Source organism: Streptomyces pacificus, from assembly GCF_011766325.1.
Taxonomy (GTDB): Bacteria; Actinomycetota; Actinomycetes; order Streptomycetales; family Streptomycetaceae; genus Streptomyces; species Streptomyces pacificus.
The window spans coordinates 72,915-94,561 of sequence record NZ_BLLG01000014.1; the positions used below are offsets into that span (position 1 = coordinate 72,915).

The window sequence follows — 21,647 nt, forward strand, 5'->3', positions numbered from 1 at the left end:
CATGGAGGAATTCACACACAGGTCCGCTCCGGTCCGGGCCGCATACAGCTACTGCGAGGCCGTCACCGGGACGCAGGCACGCAACTTCGCCTACGGCATCAGGCTCCTGCCCCCCGACAAGCGCCAGGCCATGTCGGCGCTCTACGCCTTCTCCCGGCGCGTCGACGACATCGGCGACGGCCTCCTCGGCGAGACCGCCAAGCGGGACCGGCTCGAGGCGACCCGGGAACTGCTCGGCAGGATCCGCGACGGGGCGGTGGACGAGGACGACACGGACCCGGTCGCCGTCGCCCTCGCGGATGCGGCCCACCGCTTCCCCATCCCGCTCGACGCCCTCGACGAACTCATCGACGGCGTCCTCATGGACGTCCGCGGCGAGACATACGAGACCTGGGACGACCTCAAGGTCTACTGCCGCTGTGTCGCGGGCGCCGTCGGGCGGCTCTCCCTCGGCGTGTTCGGCACCCTGCCCGGAGCGGCCGGCAGCGAGCGGGCCCCCGAGTACGCCGACACACTCGGACTCGCCCTCCAGCTCACCAACATCCTGCGCGACGTCCGCGAGGACGCGGGCAACGGCCGCACGTACCTGCCCACCGACGACCTCGCCAAGTTCGGCTGCACCGGCGGCTTCCACCGTGCGACCCCGCCGCCCGGCGCCGACTTCACGGGGCTCGTCCACTTCGAGGTGCGGCGGGCCCGGGGCCTGTTCGCCGAGGGCTACCGGCTGCTGCCGATGCTGGACCGGCGCAGCGGCGCCTGCGTCGCGGCCATGGCCGGGATCTACCGCAGGCTGCTCGACCGCATCGAACGCGACCCCATGGCCGTCCTGCGCGGCCGGGTCTCCCTGCCCGGCCGGGAGAAGGCGTACGTCGCCGTCCGCGGCCTGTCCGGGCTCGACGCGCGGCACATCTCCCGCAAGGCCGTCAGGAGGCGCGTCTGATGCCGCTGCCGGCACCCTCCCCGCGCCCCCTCCCTGCCACCGGGCCGCGCGCGGGCGTCCGGGGCGCCGCGGCCCCCGACGCGCTCCGGGCGGTCGGGCCGCGCGCGGACGTCCGGGACATCACACGCCCGGGCGGCCCTGGAACAGCCGGGGAGGACGCATGACGTACCGGGACGGCACCTCCGAGCGGCGCGCGGTCGTCGTCGGCGGCGGGCTCGCCGGTATGACGGCCGCGCTCCGCCTGGCGGACGCGGGTCTGCGGGTCACCCTGCTGGAGAACCGGCCCCGGCTCGGCGGGCTGGTCTTCTCCTTCCGGCGCGGCGAGCTGACGGTCGACAACGGCCAGCATGTCTACCTGCGTTGCTGCACCGCCTACCGCTGGTTCCTCGACCGCGTCGGCGGCGCCCGCCTCGCTCCGCTCCAGCCGCGCCTGGACGTACCCGTCCTGGACGCGGCCCACCCCCGGGGCCCCCGCCTGGGACGGCTGCGCCGCACCGCCCTGCCCGTCCCCCTCCACCTGGCCGCCAGCCTGGCCGGCTACCCCCATCTCTCACTCGCCGAGCGCGCCGCCGTCGGACGCGCGGCGCTCGCGCTGAAGAACCTCGACCCCGCCGACCCGGCGCTGGACGGCGTCGACTTCGCCACCTGGCTGCACCGGCACGGCCAGTCCCCGCGTGCCGTCGAGGCCCTCTGGGACCTCGTCGGCGTCGCCACCCTCAACGCGACCGCGCCGAACGCCTCCATGGCCCTGGCCGCGATGGTCTTCAGGACCGGCCTGCTCTCCGCCCCCGGCGCCGCAGACATCGGCTGGGCCCAAGTCCCCCTCGGCGAGCTGCACGACACGCTGGCCCGCAAGGCCCTCGACACCGCCGGCGTGCGTACCGAACTGCGCACCCGTGCGACGGGGATCACCCGCACGGACGACGGGCGCTGGAGCGTCACCGCGGGCTGCGGGCCGCTGGCCGCGGACGCCGTCGTCCTCGCCGTACCGCAGCGGGAGGCCCACGCACTGCTCCCCGAGGGCGCCCTGGACGACCCGGACCGGCTGCTCGGCATCGGGACCGCGCCGATCCTCAACGTGCACGTGGTGTACGACCGTCCGGTGCTGCGCCGCCCCTTCTTCGCCGCGCTCGGCAGCCCCGTCCAGTGGGTCTTCGACCGCACCGGAGCCTCCGGCCTCGCCGCCGGCGACGCCGCCGGGACCCCCGGCGGCGGGACCCCCGGCGGCGGGACCCCCGGGCGCGCGGCCGGACAGTACCTGGCGCTGTCCCAGTCCGCCGCCGAGGACGAGATCGACACCCCCGTCTCCGTACTGGGCGAGCGCTACCTCCCCGAACTCCGGCGCCTGCTGCCCGCCGCGCGCACCGCGAAGGTGCGGGACTTCTTCGTCACCAGGGAGCGCACGGCGACGTTCGCCCCCGCCCCCGGAGTCGGCAGGCTCCGGCCCGGGACCCGCACCAACGCCCCCGGGCTGCTGCTGGCCGGGTCGTGGACCGCCACCGGCTGGCCCGCGACCATGGAGGGCGCCGTGCGCAGCGGACTGAACGCCGCCGGTGCCGCCCTCGCAGCCCTCGGCCGCCGCCATGACCATCCGCTCGAGGAGGTGGCATGAGACCCACGTCCGGAACCAGAGGAGAGAAAGTGCCGACTGCGCCTTCGGCGAACCCGGCTGTCGACACCGCGGCCGTCGCCGCGCTGCTGGAGCGTGGGCGGACGATGTCCACCCCGGTGCTGCGCGCTGCCGTGGACCGGCTCGCACCCCCCATGGACACCGTCGCCGCCTACCACTTCGGCTGGATCGACGCCCGCGGCCGTCCCGCGGACGGCGACGGCGGCAAGGCGGTACGCCCCGCGCTGGCGCTGCTGTCCGCCGAGGCGGCCGGCGCGGCGCCCGAGGTCGGCGTCCCCGGTGCCGTCGCCGTCGAACTGGTGCACAACTTCTCGCTGCTCCACGACGACCTGATGGACGGTGACGAGCAGCGCCGCCACCGCGACACGGTGTGGAAGGTGCACGGGCCGGCGCAGGCCATCCTCGTCGGCGACGCGCTCTTCGCGCTCGCCAACGAGATCCTGCTGGAACTCGGCACCGTGGAGGCCGGCCGCGCCACCCGCCGGCTCACCAGGGCCACCCGCAAGCTCATCGACGGCCAGGCCCAGGACATCTCCTACGAACACCGGGAGCGGGTCACCGTCGAGGAGTGCCTGGAGATGGAGGGCAACAAGACGGGCGCCCTGCTCGCCTGCGCCGTCTCCATCGGCGCGGTGCTCGGCGGCGCCGACGACCGCACCGCCGACACCCTGGAGGCGTACGGCCACCACCTGGGGCTCGCCTTCCAGGCCGTGGACGACCTGCTCGGCATCTGGGGGGACCCGGAGGCCACCGGCAAGCAGACCTGGAGCGATCTGCGTCAGCGCAAGAAGTCCCTGCCCGTCGTCGCCGCGCTCGCCGCGGGCGGGCCGGCGTCGCGGCGGCTCGGTGAACTGCTCGCCGCCGACGCCAAGGCGGACCCAGACGGGCGGTCTTCGGCCGCCGGCGACGCCGACGGCTTCTCCGAGGAGGAGTTCGCCGCCCGGGCGGCCCTCATCGAGGAGGCGGGCGGCCGCGAGTGGACAGCGCAGGAGGCCCGCAGGCAGCACGCCGTCGCCGTGGCGGCGCTGGACCGGGTGGACATGCCCGAGCGCATCCGCGCCCAGCTCGTCGCCCTCGCCGACTTCGTCGTCGTACGCAAGAGATGACCGCCTTCCCCCGGACGGCACCGGCCGAGACGACCGCGATCCACCGCATATGAGTGCGCGGTCGCCGGCCGGTGCCCTCTCGGCACCGGCCGACGGCAGACCCGAAGCAGCATGTCCGACTGCACGAAGGGGAAGCCATGACAGCGACGACCGACGGAAGCGGCGGGGCCCTCGCGCCCCACCCGCCCGCGGCCAGCGACCGCATCACCGATCACCGTCCGGCTCCGGGGGACTCCGCGGGCCTGTGCACCACCGCCCTGCTGACGGCGCAGCGCTCCGTCGAGCACCTGCTCGGCAGGCAGGACCCGCGGGGCTGGTGGAAGGGCGACCTCGAGACCAACGTCACCATGGACGCGGAGGATCTGCTGCTCCGCCAGTTCCTGGGCGTGCACGATCCGAAGACCACCGCAGCGGCGGCCGTCTTCATCCGCGGCGAGCAGCGCGAGGACGGCACCTGGGCCACCTTCTACGGCGGACCCGGCGAACTCTCCACCACCGTCGAGGCGTACGTCGCCCTGCGCCTCGCCGGCGACCGGCCGGACGAGCTCCATATGGAACGCGCCGCCGCATGGATCCGGGCGCGGGGCGGCATCGCGGCGAGCCGCGTCTTCACCCGCATCTGGCTGGCGCTCTTCGGCTGGTGGCGGTGGGAGGACCTGCCAGAGCTGCCGCCCGAGCTGATCTACCTCCCCTCCTGGTTCCCGCTCAACATCTACGACTTCGGCTGCTGGGCGCGCCAGACCATCGTGCCGCTCACTGTCGTCTCCGCCGAGCGGCCCGTACGCCCCGCGCCGTTCGCCCTGGACGAGCTGCACACCGACCGCCACCGCCCCAACCCGCCCCGGCCGCCGTCTCCCGCGACCGGATGGGACGGGGTCTTCCAGCACCTGGACCGGCTGCTGCACGGCTACCGCAGGGTGGCTCCGCGCCCGCTGCGCCGCGCGGCGATGAACAGGGCCGCCCGCTGGATCATCGAGCGGCAGGAGAACGACGGCTGCTGGGGCGGTATCCAGCCGCCCGCCGTCTACTCGCTGATCGCCCTGAGCCTGCTCGGCTACGACCTCGACCACCCGGTGATGCGCGCCGGACTGGAGTCGCTGGACCGGTTCGCCGTCTGGCGTGAGGGGACCGCCGGGCCGGGTGACCGCCGGGAGGGCCCGGCGAGGATGGTCGAGGCCTGCCAGTCGCCCGTGTGGGACACCTGCCTCACCGTGCTCGCGCTCTCCGACGCCGGAGTGCCCGGTGATCATCCGGCGCTGGTCAGGGCGGCCGACTGGATGCTGGGAGAGCAGATCACCCGGCCCGGGGACTGGGCCGTGCGCAGGCCCCGTCTGGCCCCGGGCGGCTGGGCGTTCGAGTTCCACAACGACAACTACCCCGACATCGACGACACGGCGGAGGTCGTCCTGGCCCTGCGCCGGGTCAGGCACCCGGACCCGGCCCGTGTCGAGGAGGCCGTCGCCCTGGCCGGCAACTGGACGCTGGGGATGCAGTCGAAGTGCGGCGCCTGGGGGGCCTTCGACGCCGACAACACCGGGACCTTTCCGAACCGGCTTCCGTTCTGCGACTTCGGCGAGGTCGTCGACCCCCCGTCCGCCGACGTCACCGCGCACGTCGTGGAGATGCTGGCCCGGGAGGGCCGGGCCCACCACCCGCGGACCCGCCGGGCGGTCGAGTGGCTGCTGAGCGAACAGCGGCCGAGCGGGGCCTGGTTCGGCCGGTGGGGGGTCAACCACCTCTACGGCACGGGCGCGGTCGTCCCGGCGCTCACCGCGGCCGGGGTGCCGGTGTCGCATCCCGCGATCCGCAGGGCCGTCGACTGGCTGGTATCCGTCCAGAACGACGACGGCGGATGGGGCGAGGACCTGCGTTCGTACCGCGAGGAGTCGTGGATCGGCCGCGGCGTCTCCACCCCCTCGCAGACCGGCTGGGCACTGCTGGCGCTGCTGGCCGCCGGGGAGCGGGACGGTGGGGCGGTCGCGCGGGGCGTCGCGTTCCTCACCGCCGCACAGCGCGAGGACGGCTCCTGGGACGAGCCGTACTTCACCGGGACCGGGTTCCCCTGGGACTTCTCCATCAACTACCACATCTACCGGCAGGTGTTCCCGCTGATGGCCCTCGGCCGCTATGTGCACGGACAACTGCCCGCAGGCCGGAACGGTGAATGAATGACGGCCCCCGGTACGCCGCCCGCCGGTGACCCCGCCGGTGACCCCGCCGGGCCGCTGCTGATCGCCTGCGCACTCGGCATCGAACGGCTCGCCCTGCGCGCGGGGGCCCGCGGCGGTGCACCGGGCTCGGTCACCGTACTGCGCACCGGAATGGGGCCGAGGAACGCGGAACGTGCGCTCGCCCGGGCGCTGGGCGACGCCGCAGAGGGCCCCGGCCGCCGCGCCGGGGAGCCCCCGCCGGCCGGCGTCGTCGCCGCCGGCTTCTGCGCGGGGCTCGCCCCTGGGATGCACCCCGGTGATGTGGTGGTCGCCGACGAGACCCGCGGCCCCCGCGGCGTCACGCCCTGCACCGCCCCGGAGACGCTGGCGGAGGCCCTGGCCAGGGCGGTGCCGGATCGGACCGTGCACACCGGCCCGCTCACCGCCTCCGATCACGTGGTGCGCGGGCAGGAGCGGGCTGAGCTGGCGGCGACCGGCGCGATCGCGGTGGACATGGAGTCCGCCGCGACGCTCCACGGCGCCCTGAGGGCCGGGGTGCGCCCGGTTGCCGCCGTCCGGGTGGTCGTGGACGCTCCCGAGCATGAGCTGGTCCGTATCGGTACGGTACGCGGTGGAATATCAGCGTTCCGTGTTCTTCGTGCCCTCATGCCAGCTTTCTACGAATGGCGCCGTTCTTTGCCGCTCCCCAGGAGGTGAGCCAGATGGCCATGCCGCTCCGCCAGACCATCAGGGTCGGGACCTATCTCTTCGAACAGAAGCTCCGCAGGCGTGAGAAGTTCCCGCTGATCGTGGAGCTGGAGCCGTTGTACGCCTGCAATCTGAAGTGCGAGGGCTGCGGCAAGATCCAGCACCCGGCCGGGGTCCTCAGACAGCGCATGCCGGTCGCCCAGGCGGTGGGCGCGGTTCTGGAGTCCGGTGCCCCGATGGTGTCGATCGCGGGCGGCGAACCGCTGATGCACCCTCAGATCGACGAGATCGTCACACAGCTGGTGGCCCGGCGGAAGTACGTCTTCCTCTGCACCAACGCCTTGCTGCTGCGCAAGAAGATGGACCGGTTCACCCCCTCGCGCTACTTCGCCTTCGCCGTCCACATCGACGGACTGCGCGAGCGGCACGACGAGTCGGTCGCCCAGGAGGGCGTCTTCGACGAGGCGGTGGCGGCGATCAGGGAGGCCAAGGAGCGGGGCTTCCGGGTGACCACCAACTCCACGTTCTTCAACACCGACACTCCGCAGACGGTCGTCGAGGTGCTGAACTACCTCAATGACGACCTCAGGGTCGACGAGATGATGATCTCCCCGGCATACGCCTACGAGAAGGCGCCGGACCAGGAGCACTTCCTCGGCGTGGAGCAGACCCGGGAGCTGTTCAGGAAGGCGTTCGCCGACGGCAACCGGCGGCGCTGGCGGCTCAACCACTCACCGCTCTTCCTGGACTTCCTCGAGGGCAAGGTCGACTTCCCCTGCACGGCCTGGGCGATCCCGAACTACTCGCTGTTCGGCTGGCAGCGCCCCTGCTATCTGATGAGCGACGGGTACGTGTCCACGTACCGGGAACTCGTCGAGGAGACCGACTGGAACAGCTACGGCCGGGGCAAGGACCCGCGCTGCGCGAACTGCATGGCGCACTGCGGGTACGAACCGACCGCCGTCCTGGCCACCATGGGCTCCCTGAAGGAGTCGCTGCGCGCGGCGCGGGAGACCGTGACGGGGAGCGGGAGTTGAGACCGGCCGCCGGACCGCGGACGCCCGCCGCTCCGGCCGGAGCACGGCGAACCGGGCAGGTCCCGGAGCGCGCCGGTTCCCCGGCGCCCGCCGGGACCGCCCGGCCGGGGCGCCCCGCGGCGTTCCAGGAGAGCGGCGGATGAGCAACGGCTTCGACCTCGCGAAACTCCTGGAGGAACGAGGGAGGGAGCGGTACGAACTCCACGCCCGGCATCTCAACCACCAACTGCCGCGGATGCTGCGGACCATCGGCTTCGACCGGGTGTACCAGCGGGCGGAGGGCGCCTACTTCTGGGACGAGGAAGGCCGCGACTACCTCGACATGCTCTCCGGATTCGGCGTCATGGGCCTCGGCCGGCACCACCCCGTCGTCCGCAAGGCGCTCCACGACGTCCTCGACACCCCCCTCGCCGACCTGACCCGCTTCGACTGCCCGCCGCTGCCCGGGCTTCTCGCCGAGAGGCTGCTGGCCCACAGCCCCCACCTGGACCGCGTGTTCTTCTGCAACAGCGGCACGGAGGCGGTCGAGACGGCCCTGAAGTTCGCCCGCTGCGCGACCGGCCGGCCCAGGATCCTCTACTGCGGCCATGCCTTCCACGGGCTGACGGCCGGGTCGCTCTCGGTCAACGGCGAGGCGGGCTTCCGGGACGGCTTCGCCCCGCTCCTCCCCGACACCGCGGTAGGGCTGGGCGATCTGGCGGCGCTGGAACGGGAGCTGGCACGCGGCGACGTGGCCGGCTTCGTCGTGGAGCCGATCCAGGGCAAGGGCGTGCACGAGACCCCGCCGGGGTTCCTTCCCGCGGCGCGGGAACTGCTGCGCAGGCACGGGGCACTGCTGATCGCCGACGAGGTGCAGACCGGCCTCGGCAGAACCGGCGACTTCTACGCCTACCAGCACGAGGACGGCGCCGAGCCGGACCTGGTCTGTGTCGCCAAGGCCCTCTCCGGCGGCTATGTGCCGGTCGGCGCGACCCTGGGCAGGGAATGGATCTTCAGAAAGGTCTACTCCTCGATGGACCGGGTGCTGGTGCACTCGGCGAGTTTCGGCTCCAACGCCCAGGCCATGGCCGCGGGCCTCGCCGTGCTCTCGGTGATCGAGGACGAGCAGATCGTGGCGAACGCCAGGGCCACCGGGGACCTGCTGAGGGCCCGGCTCGCCGCGCTCGTGGACCGCTACGAGCTGCTCCACGAGGTCCGCGGACGCGGGCTGATGATCGGGATCGAGTTCGGCAGACCGTCCTCGCTGAAGCTGCGCGGCCGCTGGTCGATGCTGCAGGCGGCGCGCAAGGGGCTGTTCGCCCAGATGGTGGTCGTGCCGCTGCTGCAGCGCCACCGCATCCTCACCCAGGTCTCGGGCGACCGGCTCGAAGTGATCAAGCTGATTCCGCCGCTCACCATCGGAGAGCGGGAGGTCGACCGGTTCGTCGGGGCCTTCACCGCCGTCATGGAAGAGGCGCACGGAGGCAGCGGGCTGCTGTGGGACTTCGGGAAGAACCTCGTGAAGCAGGCGATGGCCGGTCACTGAGCAGGGCTCGGCAGCGCAGGGCGGGGCCGGGCGGGGAGCGCCCCGCGGGCGCCGAGGTCCGGTCACCGCGGGCCGGTACGGCGGAGGACCGGGAGGCGGTCCCCGCGCCCCGGCCCGGCCCGGCCCGCCGCGCCGGGACGAGGTGCGGTGTGCCCGAGGCGTCGGGCCCGCGCGCGTCGATTCCCGGGCGTCGGTACCTGGGGCAGGCGGGCGGGCGGGCAGGCAGGCAGGCAGGCACGAGGGTGTGCGGTCGGGCGAGGGGCCGGTCCGGGTCCGGCCGTGGCCGTCTCCCGCCGGCCCACTTCCAGGCATCCGGGCCCGGAAGGGCCCTCGGGCTGAGCGGTGACCCCCGGCGCGGGCAGCTCCGGTCCGGGGCCGGCGGTCGGCCGTGGTCAGGCGGTGCCGTCGAGGAGCCTTTCCCGCAGCCGTTCCCGCAGCGCGGGCGTCAGGCCGAGACCTTCCTCCAGATAGCGCTCGGTGCCGCCCCAGACCTCCTCCATGGTCTCGAACGCCGCGGCCAGGTACTCGGCACGGGCGTCGAACAGCGGGTTGAGCAGCTCCATCACCTCGGGCGACATCCCGGCCGGTGAGCTGTCGCTGCGGCGTACCCGGTAGCGCCGTTGGGGGTCGTTGGACTTGAGGTAGTCCGCCTCGATGGCGTCCCGCTCGACGCCCACGGCCAGCAGCGAGACCGCGATGGACAGGCCGGCCCGGTCCTTGCCCGCCGCACAGTGCATCAGCGCCGGCGTGCTGTCCTCGGCCAGCGCGTGCAGGACGCGGCTGTGCTCGGCGGTGCGCTCAGTGACGATCATGCGGTAGGAGGCGATCATGCGCCCGGCCGCCTGGCCGTCGGCGAGGATCGACGTGAGCTGATCGAGGTCCCCGTCGCGCACCATGCGCCAGAACTCGGCGCCGTCGGCCGGGTCCGACAGCGGGATGTTGACGTTGCGCACTCCCGAGAGCTCGACGTCCGGCCCCTCCAGCCGCTGGTCGGCGGCATTGCGGAAGTCGAAGATCGTGTGGAGCCCGAGTGAGGAGAGGAAGGCCGCGTCGGTGTCCGTCGCGTGTGCGAGATGGCCGCTGCGGAACAGCCGTCCGTACCGAACGCGCCGTCCGTCCACGGTCGGCAGTCCGCCCACGTCCCGGAAGTTGCGCACGCCGGACAGTTCGGGTTCGGCCGACGGGGTCTGGGGCAGCTGCTGCGTCACGGGGGCTCCTCCGTGTCTGCGGTCGGCGCTGCTCGCCGACGATGGCGCGGTGCTGACATTACGACACCGGTTTCGCAGGCAGTTATCTCGTGCTCTGCGGGGATCCCGACGAGGGGTGCTCCGCCCCGCGTGCGTGGGCGGTGGTGGCGGTGCTCTGCTCGCAGTGCCGTGGGCGGTGGGGCGCCCGTGCTGCGGTGCCGGATGCGCTGTCCGCTGCACTGGAGAGCGGCAGGACGTCCGCTGCGGGAAGGGGATTCCGGCCATCCGGCCATCCGGCCATCCGGCCAAAAGGGCAGATTCGCCCTATTCGCTGTTATGTATCCCCAAGCCGTGAAATGTCGGATTCGGGTTCTTCTGGGAATTCGGGGCGATTGGATGGGGTATGGCGATCAGTCCGTGAGCTGAATCATATCCGTGACGTTCCGTGGGGGCCGGGTCGGTCAAATCCCCTTCCCCTCAGGGTGTCGGCGATCCGGAATCCACTCAGTGTGACCAGGAAATGTCTGCCGATATCCGGCAGATCGATTCGGCGGGGAAATGGCGGCTTGTTTCCCTCTGCCCGGCTCCCTTACCGTCACCGCAATCCGGCCGGAACGCCTCGTCCTGCCGCCGACCGGAATATCGCACCCACCCACACACATGCGGCAGGAGCGGGGGACCCAGGTACCGCGCCGTTCCGTGACCCCGGACGGCTTGGGGTGAAGCCGTGCCCATGTGCGGCCGGGCGGCTCCAGCCCGAACCCGACAGCTCACCTCGCAGGCGGCGGAGAGGAAAGCGCCATGCCCGGCAAGGGGAAGCACCGCCGTCCGAAAGCCAGCCCGTTCAGGCGCGGACTGATCGCCGCCGGAACGGGCGGAGCGGCCATCGCGATCCCGTTCACCGGCGCCGCGGGCGCGCACGCCACCGGGCAGTCGGCGCCCACCGGGCAGTCCGTGTCCGCCGGGCAGTCTGCGCCCGCCGGGTATGCCGCCCCGGCCCCGCAGAGGGCCGCCTCCCCTCAGGCGCCGCGGACCGGCAAGGCGGCCGGGCTCTACACCGTCGTGCCGGGCGACCACCTTTCCAAGATCGCGGTCGAGCAGCAGGTCGCGGGCGGCTGGCAGCGGCTCTACGCCCACAACCGCGCCGCGGTCGGTGACAACCCGTCGCTGATCCACCCGGGCCTCGAGCTCAGCCTGCACGGCGAGTCGAAGGCCCGCAGCGCCCCCGAGCCGCAGGCGAAGAGCGACCGCACGGCCGGCACCCCGGCGAAGGCCCGGAACCAGCCGACGGCGCAGCGGGAGGCGGCCTCCGCTGACAGCACTCCCCGCGCCGCGGCGGCCCCGTCGGCGGCCCCCGTCCAGGCGCCGGCAGCGGGAACCGTCGCCCGCAACGCGCCCTCGGGCTACGTCGCCCCGGTGAACGGCGGCGTCGGCACCGCGTACCGGGCCGCCGGCGCCATGTGGTCCAGCGGCTACCACACCGGGGTGGACTTCGTCGCCCCGACCGGCACCTCCGTGAAGGCCGTCGGGCCCGGCGCGGTCGTCTCGGCGGGGTGGAGCGGCGCCTACGGCAACGAGGTCGTCATCAAGCACGACGACGGGACCTACTCGCAGTACGCCCACCTCTCCCAGCTGTCCGTCTCCTCCGGAGAGGCCGTCACGGGCGGCCGGCAGATCGGCCTGTCCGGCTCGACCGGCAACTCCACCGGTCCGCACCTGCACTTCGAGGTCCGCACCGGCCCCGGTTACGGATCGGACATCGACCCGCTGGCCTATCTGCGCCGCCACGGGGTCGTCATCTGACGCCGCGCGGGCACCTCGCGCAGGCGTCATCCGCCCGCCGGCTCCCGCGCGGGGGCCGGCGGACGCCTTCCCACCGCCCCGGCGGGAAGCAGGCAGGCCGGGCGATGCCTGTTCGGCCTGTTCGGCCTGTTCGGCCTGTTCGGCCTGTTCGGCCTGTTCGGCCAGAGTGGCCGAAAGTCGGCGCGGTGGTCCATGTCACGTGCCGTCAACCTCTCCCTACGGTGGCGTAGGCCACTTCGCGCGGTGAATGATGGCTCGACGTGGCAGACGAATCGCGATCAAGAACCAGGGAACCCTTCGGGTCGTACGCGGCGATCGGTGACAGCTTCACCGAGGGTGTCGGAGACCCCGGACCCGACGGACGGTTCGTCGGATGGGCGGACCGTCTCGCGGTCCTGCTGGGCGACCGCCTACCGGAGCACGGTTTCCGCTACGCCAATCTCGCCGTACGCGGCAGGCTCCTCGACCAGATCGTGGAGGAGCAGGTCCCGCGCGCCAGGGAGCTTGCTCCGGACCTGGTGACCTTCTGCGCCGGCGGTAACGACATCATCCGGCCGGGCAGCGACCCCGACGCCGTCGCGGAACGCTTCGAGCGGGCGGTCGCCGACCTGACCGCCTCCGTGGGCACGGTGATGGTGACGACGGGGTTCGACACCCGACGGGTACCCGTCCTGCGCCATCTGCGGGGCAGGATCGCCACCTACACCGCGCACGTCCGAGCCATCGCCGACCGGTACCACTGCCCCGTCCTCGACCTGTGGTCCCTCCGGTCGGTGCAGGACAGGCGGGCCTGGGACGCCGACCGGCTGCACCTGTCGCCCGAGGGACACACCCGGGTGGCGCTGCGCGCCGCACAGGTGCTCGGTCTGGACGTGCCCGCGGACCCCGACCAGCCGTGGCCCCCGCTGCCCCCGCGCGGCAGCCTGGAAGTCCGCAGGGACGACATCCAGTGGGCCCGCGAGCACCTCGCGCCGTGGATCGGACGTCGGCTCAGGGGCGAGTCGTCCGGCGATCACGTGGCGCCGAAGCGACCTGACCTGCTGCCGCTCTGACCACCGCGCCCTGCTCCCGGGCTCCGGTGGTCAGGCGGTCGCGGGGCCGGGGCCGGGTGCGGGATCGTCACCGCCCCGCCGGCCCCACCCGGGGCGATCGCGCCGACGGGCACCGAGTCCGGGTACCCGGCGGGTATCCGCTCCAGGACCCCGCCGGCGAACACGTCGTACAGCGGCAGCGACTCCAGATGGACATAGCCGATATGGCAGTCGCACACCGCGAGCGGGCAGGCCCGCGGCCGCAGCGCCGCACGGTAGGAACCGTCGTAGAGATTCCCGAGTTCGGAGCGTACGAAATGGCAGCGCCGCACCGTGCCGTCGCCGTCCACCGAGACGACCGACTCGCCCGTGCGGCAGGGCAGCCCGGCCGAGCGGTGGGGCCGCCGGCTGTACGGGAACAGGGGATCCAGCGCCGTCCAGCGGGCGGCCTCCTCGTCCGTGTACAGCCGCCCCTCTGCCGCGTTGACCCACAGATAGACCGGGTCCGGCAGATCCGCCCGGAGCCGCCGGGCGGACTCCAGGTGCTCCTCGAGGCCGACGATCCCGACGCTGAACCTGACCCCGCGCGCGGTCAGGTCCCGGCACTTGCCGAGGAAGCGGGCGTACGGCGTCTGGCCTGGGTGGTAGGTGCACCACAGCGCCAGCCGCCGCGGGTCCGCGTCCTCCAGCCAGTCCGTGCGGCAGCTCAGATTGGTTTGGACGGCGACCCTGCGGATGTGCGGCAACCGGGACAGCTCGCACAGCGCCCGCCGGTACCAGGAGCGCACCAGTGCCTCGCCCCACGGAGTGAACAGCACCGACAGCCGGTGGTCCTCACCCCGGTGCTCCGCCGCCCAGCCCGTGAACCGCTCCAGCGCCGCCCGGTCGGCCCGCAGCCGGTCGCGGCTGTCCCGCCGCTTGGCGAACGGGCAGTAGGGGCAGTCGTAGTCGCACGACGCCAGCGGCCCGCGGTAGAGCACGGTCAGATCCATCGGCGCCTCACTTCGGTTCGTACGTGGCCATGGCCTGCCGCACGGCGGGCGAGAACAGCTCGGGACCCAGCGCGTCCGAGTGCGCCAGCCCTTCAGGGGTGAGCCGCAGCAGGCCCCCGCTCTCCTCCAGCCAGCCGCGCCCGGCGAACGCGGCCAACTCGGCGGGGAAGTCCTCGGCGGGAGTGCTGCCGAAACGCTCCCGGTAGTCGGCCACCTCCATGCCCCGCGCCTGCAGCAGCGACTGCAGCAGATGCCGGCGGCGCGCCTCGCCGCCGTCGATCGGCCGTCCTGCCTCGGCGCGGGTGAAGTCCACCGTCCGGGTGTAGTCGTCGATGATCTGGCGTATCCGGTGCATGTCCACGGCGTAGTCGAAGGAGTAGTGCAGCCCCGAGGTGTACGAGCGTGCCCCGCAACCGAGGCCGATCATGCCGTCGGTCTGGCAGGCGTGGTCGTCCGGGCCGCGCGGCGCCGTGTCCTGCGCGCCGCGGCGCCGGAACATCCGCATCGAGACCTGCTGGTAGCCGTGCGCCAGGAGGTGGTCGCGGCCCTGCCGGTAGAGCCGCAGCCGCTGCTCGTCCCAGGAGGTGTCCGCGTCACCGCGCGGTTTCCGGCCGAGGCCCGTCAGCGGCCGTACGTAGAGGGGATACAGATACAGCTCTTCGGGACGCCAGCCGAGTGCCGCGTCGAGGGAACGCCGCCAGGTCGTCTCCGTCTGCCCGTCGATGCCGTAGATCAGATCGATGTTGAGGACGGGCACGCCGGTGTCCCGGATGCGGCCGAGCGCGGCCTCGACGTCCGCGCGCCGCTGCGGGCGGACGGCGGCCCTCGCCTCGTCGTCCACGAAGCTCTGCACGCCGATGCTCAACCGGGTCGTGCCGCGCTCGGCGAGCACCGCGAGGCGGTCGGCGGTCGCGGTGGCCGGGGACGTCTCCACCGACAGCGGCACCCCGCGCAGATCGGCGCCCATCCGCCGCTCGGCGATGTCGCAGAGCCGCTCCAGTTCCCCGGCGGTGAGGAAGGTCGGCGTGCCGCCGCCGAACGCGGCGGCCGCGAACCGGACCGGTTCGGTGTCGCCCAGCGCCTCCCGCACGGCCGCGGCCTGCCGCTCCAGCGCGTCGAGATACCGCGTCGTCAGCTCGTCCGGGGCGCCGATCCGGGTGAACAGGTTGCAGAAGCCGCAGCGGATCTCGCAGAACGGGATGTGGAGGTAGAGGGAGAGTGCGTCCTTCCGCTCACCGGACCACAGTTCGCCCAGCGCGGGCCGCTCCGGCAGTGGACGGTAGGACGTCTTGTGCGGGTAGGCGTACACATAGCTCCGGTACGGGCGGATCCCCCGCACCGCGCCGCTCACCGGGCACCGTCCGGACCCGGCAGGAAGAACTGCCCGTACGGCACGGTCCACACGACCTCGTGCCCCAGGCGGTGACCGGTGTACCCGTCCTCGCCGTACGCCGTGCCGTGGTCGGAGCAGACGATCGCGAAGCAGCGCCGGCGGCTGCCGGCCGCGGCGAAGAGGCGGCCCATGTGCCGGTCGACGTACTCCAGCGCCGCTGCGTGACTCTCGCGCGAGTCGCCCGCCTCCCGCGTCGCCCCCGGGAGGTGGAACCAGTTGGGCTGGTGCAGGGCGGAGACGTTGACGAAGAGGAACAGGCGCTGCTCCGCGGGGAGCGCGGCGACGACCTCCGCCGCCCTGTCGACCTGCGACTCGAAGGAGGTGGGGGAGGCCACCCCGAACGCCGGCTCCCAGTGGCTCTCCTGGAACAACCCCGGCAGCACGCTGCCGAGCGGCCCCTGCCGGTTGAAGAAACCGACACCGCCGATGCACACCGTCCGGTACCCGGCTGCGGCGAGCCCGGAGACCAGGTCCGGCGTGTCGTACACGAACGTGCCGTCGGCGGTCGTCTCACTGCCCGCGAACCGCGCGGCGAACAGCCTCGGGTGCGGACCGGCCCCGGCGGGCGTCGGCAGGAAGCCGGCGAAGATCGCCTGATGGGAGGCCCAGGTGAAACTGCCCGGGGCGTGCCGCCGCTCCCAGCGGCCGCCCGGGAGACGACCTGCCAGATGCGGAATGCGGCCGGCGGCCGCCAGTTCCTGGGCGACGTCGAAGCGCAGGGTGTCGAGGGTGACGAGCAGCAGGTCGTCCCTGCCGACGACCCTGCCCATGTCCACCTGCGGCGGTCCTGTGGTCCGGCACGGGGCCCCGGCCGGGACCGTGGAGGGCTGAGTCATGCCGGCCGGACCGGTCCGGCCGGGTGGGGCTTGGCGCATGCTGGTTCCTCATCGTGCGGTCGTACGGCGGCGGCGACCTGCGCCGCATAGGTGTCGAGTCCCTCGCTGCCGCTGCCCGGCAGTCCCGTGAGCCCCGGTAGCAGGTCGCCGAAGGCGTTGACCTCGCCGACGGCGAACCGGCGCCAGCCGGTGGCCGGCAGCAGGTCGACACCGACGCACAAGGTTCCGGGGAAGTGACCGGCGGCCCGCTCGCACGGGCCGAGCACATCGTCGCGCCAGCTGCGGCCGGCGGCCCGCACCGCGGACCTGGCCTCGGCCAGGTCCCCCCGCCGGCCGCCCAGATGGAGATTGGTCAGCGGGGAGCGGCTGGTGCGTACGACGGCGTGGGTGGCCCGGCCCGCGACGACCACCACCCGCAGGTCGGCGGCCCGCCCGTGCTGGTCGGCTTTCGGCAGCCAGCGCTCGATGTGCAGACCGTCGGGCGCGAGGGCGTCCACGATGGCGGCGACCTCCCGCTCGGCGGTGTACCGGCGCAGCCTCAGCGAGTTGAACAGCCGTCCGTCCGGGGCCCGCTCCACCGAGGTCACCGCCAGGACGCGGCCGCCGCCCGCGGACTCCACGGCCAGGACGCCGGACGCCGAGGAACCGTGGGCGAGCTTGACGAACGCGCGGCGATAGCCCGGCTCGGCGAGCACGGCCCGCACATCGTCCCAGCCGCGAACCGCGGCCGCCCGGGCGCCTGCGGTGGGTGACGGCGGCACCGCCACACCGGCCTCCGTGAGCCGTTCGTGGCACAGTCTTTTGTCGAACAGCACGGCGATCTCCTCCGGATCGTCGAGCAGGTCGCCGCCGGCCGCCCGCACGGATTCCGCCACCCTCCGCACGACGGCCGTGAAGCGGGCGTACCAGCGGCCGGTGCCTTCGACCCTGGCCGGGTCCCCGACCCCGCGCAGCAGCAGGTCCACCTCCGGGTCCTCACCGGGCGAGTCGATCCGCACGGTCTCCCCGGCGGTGAAGCGGGCCCGGCCGCGCAGGACGTCCAGCCACGGCACCACGCGCGCCCCGGGCAGCCCCGCCGCGCGCAGGGCGCGCTGGAAGGAGGCGACCCGGCGGTTCCCCGGGACACCGACCACGGCGAAGCGCCGCGGCTCACCCGGCCTCACTCGGCCACCGCCGTGAACCGGCCGCTGTCCATGTCGTCGTCCCACGGCTCCTGCACATCGTCGAGATCGACGGTGACTCCGGAGGGCTCCAGCGCGCGCCGTATGCGCCCGGCCAGCTGTGCGTCGATGAAGTGGTGGTGCAGATCGAGCTCCCTGAGGTGGGTGAGGGGCTGCCCGTCGAGCAGCGCCGCCGCGCCCTGGTCGCCCAGGGTGCCCATCGACAGGTCCAGCACCTCCAGCCGGGCGACGACGGGAGCCGCCGCAAGAGCCGCCGCGATCTCGTCCTGGATCTCGCTGTTGCGCAGGGCCAGGCGACGCAGCCGGGGAAGCCTGGTGCCGGCGAGGAAGGGTCCCAGGTCGGCGAGTTCGGCGTCTCCGCCGTAGCCGGAGGTACCGAGCCAGAGGTCGAGGCGCTCCAGTGACGGCAGTTCGCAGGCGGCGACGCCGCGCACCACCTCGGCCGGCAGGCCACCGCTCTCGATGACCAGGCTCCGCAGCCGGTCGTGCCGGGCTGCTCCGAACGCCAGGCCCATGCCGCCCCGCACCCCGAACTCCTCGAGTTCCGGGAAGCCGTCGAGCAGCGGCGTGACATCGCCCTGGTTGATCCAGGAGATCTCGCACTCCTCGAAGGTGATGTCGCCGACGAACAGCGCCCGCAGCTCCGGCAGCCGGTCGCGGGAGCCGAGCAGCGCGGAGACCACCTTGTCGGGACCGCTGTCGTACACCTCGCTCCAGGCGCCCACGATCAGCGACCGGACCTTCGCGAGGTCCACGGCGGCGGCGAAGCGCGCGAAGGCGTCCTCCCACGCCTCGTCGCTCTCGTACGCCTCGACGGTGATGCGCCAGGCGACGGACGCCGGGTCCGGCAGCTCGCCGCCCATCGCGTCGGCGTCGGGGAAGTCGAACGCGGGCAGGCCGTGCAGCGCCTGCAGATGGCTCCCGATGGTCATGACGATGCTCCAGACAGCGGACGGGCGATGAGCGGCTGATGTGCGAGCAGTTCTACCAAGCGCCACTGACACCGCCCGTCCCGGGGCGGCCGGACGCCTCCCGCCGGCCGCACGCGATCGCGCCGGGCAGGCAGGGGCGGCGACCTCCCGCTCCGATCCGCCGGTGGCCCGGCGCGGCTGCCTTTCCGCCGCCCAGCTGCGTCCCGGCGCCCGAGGTGCGCTCCGCACGCACGGCCGGTCGTGCTCCGGTCCCGTCGGGGCCGGTAGATCCGCCCTTGGCCCGGCGCGGCTCCACCCGGCCGGAACGGCCGCCGGTCGGACAGCGGTCCAGCGGACGGCCCGGGGGTCCCCGGCTTCCGAGCCGGTGCCCCGGCCGATGTCAGACCCTGCCCCTAGCGTCGATCACAGCCCGGCGCACCAGGTGCCGGCGGTCCAGGGGAGAGCCATGTACCGGCAGGGAGACGTGCTGATCGTGCCCGTGGTGGAGGACGCCGTCCCCGCCCGTGCCGAGGAGGCGCAGGGAGAGCCGAGGGACGGCCGCGGGCGGCTGGTGCTCGCTCTCGGCGAGGTCACGGGGCACGCCCACGCGGTGACGGGACCGGGGCGGCTCTTTCGCGACGAGGGCCCCGCCGGGCCGATGCTTCTGCACCTTCCCCAGGGCGGCCGGGTGATGCACGAGGAGCACGCCCCGATACCGCTGCCGAAGGGGTGGTACCGGGTGGTGCGCCAGCGGGAGTACCTCCCGGGCGCGGTGCGGATCGTCGCGGACTGAGCGCCGGCAGCGGCCTCCCGGCCCTCCTGCGGCAGGGCCGGCGGGCGGGCGCGGCAGTACGAGAGGAAGGGCGGCGCGGCGCGGCACAGGGCACGGTGCGGCGCAGGGCTCCGCAGGGCGGGAACAGGTTTCGGGAGAACGGGGCTTCGGATGCATCGCATGGACACGTGGCGGGCAGTGGCCGCGGCGACGGGCCCGGCCGACCGGGCGGCCGCGCAGGACGCGGTCAGGCTCGCCTATCGCACGGCCGGGCTCGCGGAGCCCGGGCGCTTCGTATGGGTGGGATCGCCCAGGGCGGCCGTGACGGCGGTGCGGTCGCTCCGGGACGCGGGCCGCTCGGTGCGGGACGAGGTCAGGACGGTGCCCTGGGCCGGGGAGAGGCGACGGGTGCACGACGCCCTCGGGCCGGCGGGCTGGACGGAACTCTGGGGCAGGACCGGGGCGCAGCTGTGGGACAGCACGCACGCGCTCGCGGAGCGGATACGGACGGGAGTGGCCGACGCCCTCGCGGCGGACGCCGCCCGTACCGGAGACGACTCCGACGCCGCGGACGCCGAGCGGAAGGCGGTGCGGATGGTCCTGCTGGACGCGGTGCCGGGCCAGCACGACGCCGCCTGGCTCGCCGCTTTCGACGGGCGCAGCGACCGGCTCGCCGGCCTGGCCGGGGTGGCCCGGCACGCCGGCTGGTGGTGGCCCTTCGAGAAGGTGGTGGTGCTCTGCGAGCGGCCCGTGGAACTGCACCGCGACGAGGCAGGCCGGCTCGACCGCGGTGACGGCCCGGCGCTCGCGTTCCCGGACGGCTTCGCGCTCCACGCCTGGCGCGGAATGGCCGTGACGGCCGAGTTCCTGTCCGGACTGGTGTCCCTCACCCCGGAGCGCATACGCACCGAGGAGAACGCCGAACTGCGCCGGGTGATGCTGGAGTTCTATGGCTACGACCGCTATCTGGCCGAGTCGGGGGCACGGCCCGTGCACCGGGACGAGACCGGCGTCCTGTGGTGCATCCCGCTGGCCGGCGACGAGGACGTGACGATGGTCGAAGTGGTCAACTCCACGCCCGAGCCCGACGGTACGTCCAAGACCTACTGGCTGAGGGTGCCGCCCGCGACCCGGACCGCGAAGGAGGGAGTCGCATGGACCTTCGGACTGGACGCCGAGGCGTACGCCCCGCTGCGTCAGACCTGAGCGGACGCCAGTGCCTCCCGGCCGATCATTGCCGAACCGCCCTGCCCCGTGCAGGCGTAGGCACCGGCCACCGCACCCAGCCGGGCGCAGTCCTCCACCCTGCGGCCCGCCAGCCGGCCGTAGAGGAAGCCGGAGACGTACGCGTCGCCCGCGCCGTTGGAGTCCACCACGGGTGCGGGCGGCACCGTCGCCGCTATCGGGCGGGGGGTGCGGCCACCGTCACGGGTCATCAGATACGAGCCTCCCGCTCCGGCCGTGGCGACCACCACCTCGGCGCGGCCCTCGCGCAGGATCTCGCGCATCACCGACGCGATCCGCTCGCCGGCCCCGGCCGCGCTCAGGAACACCACGTCGGAGCGGAGGGCGAAGTCCCGGTGGTGGTCCTCCACTCCGTCCCAGTCGTGGAGATCGGTCGACACGGGCACCCCGAGTTCCGCGATGTCGTCGTACAGGAAGCGGGCGAAGTCCGTGATCGACAGGTGGATGTGGCGGGCCCGCCGCAGATGGTCGAGGTAGAAGCCGCGCGGCATCCGCAGATCGCCCGGGTCGCGGGCGTCGTAGAACGACATCCTGCGGCCCGTGCCGTCGACGAGGTTCACCGCACGCCTCGTTCCGGTGGGGGAGACGAGATACGCGAAGTCCACGCCGCCGTCCGCCAGCCGCTCCCGGACCCGGCGGCCCGGCAGATCGTCGCCGATGAAGTCCAGGAAGGTCACACCCAGTCCGAGTGCCCGGCACCCCAGTGCCACGTTGCCGCCGGTGTGGCCCACCCACTCACGGATCGGCGGCACCCCGACGGAGTCCGCCAGCGGTACCGGGAGGGATTCGACCCGCACCACCGTGTCGACCCCGCTTCCGCCGACCACGAGTACATCGAGGGTGGACTGCTCCGTGCTCTGTGTCGACAAGGTCTTCCTCTCCGCGTGCCTGTCCGTGCGCCAAGCACTCTGCCGTGTCAGCGCCGCGCGGTCGAGTCCCGGTTCGCGGGCGAGCGCCTCTTCTGCTTCCGCCCACTCCGTCGTGGCGGAAGCGTGCGACCGGTGGCGGGCCGGCAAGGAACTGGCCGACCGGTTCATCGCCGGCTTCGCCGACCTCGGCACCCGGACCGGGGAGGCACCCCCCGGGGGATACTCGTGGCGCAGGCCGGCGCCTATGCGCGGCACTGCGGCCATGCCGACCTCCTGCGCGAGCGGATCGACGGCCGAGTGGGCCACCGAACACACGCTGAGCCGGCGATCC

At 73.5% G+C, this 21,647-nt stretch carries 18 protein-coding genes and 1 riboswitch; of the genes, 11 read left to right on the top strand and 7 right to left on the bottom strand.

Annotated features, from left to right (window positions below; genetic code table 11):
- Position 1 precedes the first annotated feature (1 nt).
- The 7 genes from hpnD to SCWH03_RS20855 all read left to right on the top strand — a co-directional run bounded on the left by hpnD (position 2) and on the right by SCWH03_RS20855 (position 9,096).
- A complete protein-coding gene (hpnD, locus tag SCWH03_RS20825; protein WP_173265810.1) occupies positions 2-940 on the top strand; it encodes a presqualene diphosphate synthase HpnD in 939 nt (312 codons plus the stop codon).
- A 160-nt stretch (positions 941-1,100) separates the two neighbouring features.
- Positions 1,101-2,552, top strand: coding sequence for a hydroxysqualene dehydroxylase HpnE (hpnE, locus tag SCWH03_RS20830; RefSeq protein ID WP_173265811.1), 1,452 nt, complete (start codon positions 1,101-1,103; stop codon positions 2,550-2,552).
- The gene (locus tag SCWH03_RS20835) at positions 2,549-3,676 is read left to right on the top strand and encodes a polyprenyl synthetase family protein (protein WP_254076909.1); all 1,128 of its coding nucleotides are present in this window, start codon (positions 2,549-2,551) and stop codon (positions 3,674-3,676) included. Before hpnE ends, SCWH03_RS20835 begins: the two co-directional genes overlap by 4 nt.
- A gap of 137 nt (positions 3,677-3,813) precedes the next feature.
- A complete protein-coding gene (gene shc, locus SCWH03_RS20840; protein WP_173265813.1) occupies positions 3,814-5,844 on the top strand; it encodes a squalene--hopene cyclase in 2,031 nt (676 codons plus the stop codon).
- A complete protein-coding gene (locus SCWH03_RS20845) occupies positions 5,845-6,543 on the top strand; it encodes a phosphorylase family protein (RefSeq protein ID WP_173265814.1) in 699 nt (232 codons plus the stop codon). It abuts the gene before it with no gap.
- Between the two features lie 5 nt (positions 6,544-6,548).
- Positions 6,549-7,571, top strand: a complete 1,023-nt coding sequence (gene hpnH / locus SCWH03_RS20850) for an adenosyl-hopene transferase HpnH (protein ID WP_173265869.1) — start codon at positions 6,549-6,551, stop codon at positions 7,569-7,571.
- A gap of 139 nt (positions 7,572-7,710) precedes the next feature.
- Complete coding sequence (locus SCWH03_RS20855; RefSeq protein WP_173265815.1) at positions 7,711-9,096, top strand: aspartate aminotransferase family protein; 1,386 nt, start codon at positions 7,711-7,713, stop codon at positions 9,094-9,096.
- Positions 9,097-9,488: 392 nt separating this feature from the next.
- On the opposite strand, the gene SCWH03_RS20860 is transcribed toward SCWH03_RS20855, so the two are convergent.
- Entirely contained in the window at positions 9,489-10,304 is an 816-nt protein-coding gene (locus SCWH03_RS20860; protein ID WP_173265816.1) for a tyrosine-protein phosphatase, read from the bottom strand.
- Positions 10,305-10,922: 618 nt separating this feature from the next.
- Positions 10,923-11,082: riboswitch (cyclic di-AMP (ydaO/yuaA leader) on the top strand.
- Positions 11,083-11,084: 2 nt separating this feature from the next.
- Here SCWH03_RS20860 and SCWH03_RS20865 point away from each other — a divergent pair.
- Positions 11,085-12,086: a M23 family metallopeptidase gene (locus SCWH03_RS20865; protein WP_173265817.1), complete on the top strand. Its 1,002-nt coding sequence runs from the start codon at positions 11,085-11,087 to the stop codon at positions 12,084-12,086.
- Positions 12,087-12,346: 260 nt separating this feature from the next.
- Positions 12,347-13,138: an SGNH/GDSL hydrolase family protein gene (locus SCWH03_RS20870; protein ID WP_173265818.1), complete on the top strand. Its 792-nt coding sequence runs from the start codon at positions 12,347-12,349 to the stop codon at positions 13,136-13,138.
- Here SCWH03_RS20870 and SCWH03_RS20875 read toward each other — a convergent pair.
- The 5 genes from SCWH03_RS20875 to SCWH03_RS20895 form a co-directional block, all read right to left on the bottom strand.
- A complete protein-coding gene (locus SCWH03_RS20875; protein WP_254076910.1) occupies positions 13,099-14,109 on the bottom strand; it encodes an STM4011 family radical SAM protein in 1,011 nt (336 codons plus the stop codon). The genes SCWH03_RS20870 and SCWH03_RS20875 overlap by 40 nt on opposite strands.
- Before the next feature lie 7 nt (positions 14,110-14,116).
- Positions 14,117-15,460 (bottom strand): STM4012 family radical SAM protein, encoded by a 1,344-nt coding sequence (locus SCWH03_RS20880; protein ID WP_254076911.1) that lies wholly within the window; start codon positions 15,458-15,460, stop codon positions 14,117-14,119.
- Positions 15,457-16,272 (bottom strand): STM4013/SEN3800 family hydrolase, encoded by an 816-nt coding sequence (locus SCWH03_RS20885; protein ID WP_173265871.1) that lies wholly within the window; start codon positions 16,270-16,272, stop codon positions 15,457-15,459. Before SCWH03_RS20885 ends, SCWH03_RS20880 begins: the two co-directional genes overlap by 4 nt.
- A 62-nt stretch (positions 16,273-16,334) precedes the next feature.
- The gene (locus SCWH03_RS20890) at positions 16,335-17,501 is read right to left on the bottom strand and encodes an STM4014 family protein (protein WP_173265819.1); all 1,167 of its coding nucleotides are present in this window, start codon (positions 17,499-17,501) and stop codon (positions 16,335-16,337) included.
- Positions 17,498-18,451, bottom strand: coding sequence for an STM4015 family protein (locus SCWH03_RS20895; RefSeq protein ID WP_173265820.1), 954 nt, complete (start codon positions 18,449-18,451; stop codon positions 17,498-17,500). Before SCWH03_RS20895 ends, SCWH03_RS20890 begins: the two co-directional genes overlap by 4 nt.
- Positions 18,452-18,896: 445 nt before the next feature.
- Here SCWH03_RS20895 and SCWH03_RS20900 point away from each other — a divergent pair, with 445 nt between their 5' ends.
- Positions 18,897-19,223 carry a DUF8820 family protein gene (locus tag SCWH03_RS20900; protein ID WP_173265821.1) on the top strand — a complete coding sequence of 109 codons (327 nt, stop codon included), beginning with the start codon at positions 18,897-18,899 and terminating at the stop codon, positions 19,221-19,223.
- A 150-nt stretch (positions 19,224-19,373) separates the two neighbouring features.
- A complete protein-coding gene (locus SCWH03_RS20905) occupies positions 19,374-20,408 on the top strand; it encodes a DUF6745 domain-containing protein (protein WP_173265822.1) in 1,035 nt (344 codons plus the stop codon).
- On the opposite strand, the gene SCWH03_RS20910 is transcribed toward SCWH03_RS20905, so the two are convergent.
- Complete coding sequence (locus tag SCWH03_RS20910) at positions 20,399-21,316, bottom strand: carbohydrate kinase family protein (RefSeq protein WP_173265823.1); 918 nt, start codon at positions 21,314-21,316, stop codon at positions 20,399-20,401. The two genes, SCWH03_RS20905 and SCWH03_RS20910, sit on opposite strands and share 10 nt — an antisense overlap.
- Positions 21,317-21,647 lie beyond the last annotated feature (331 nt).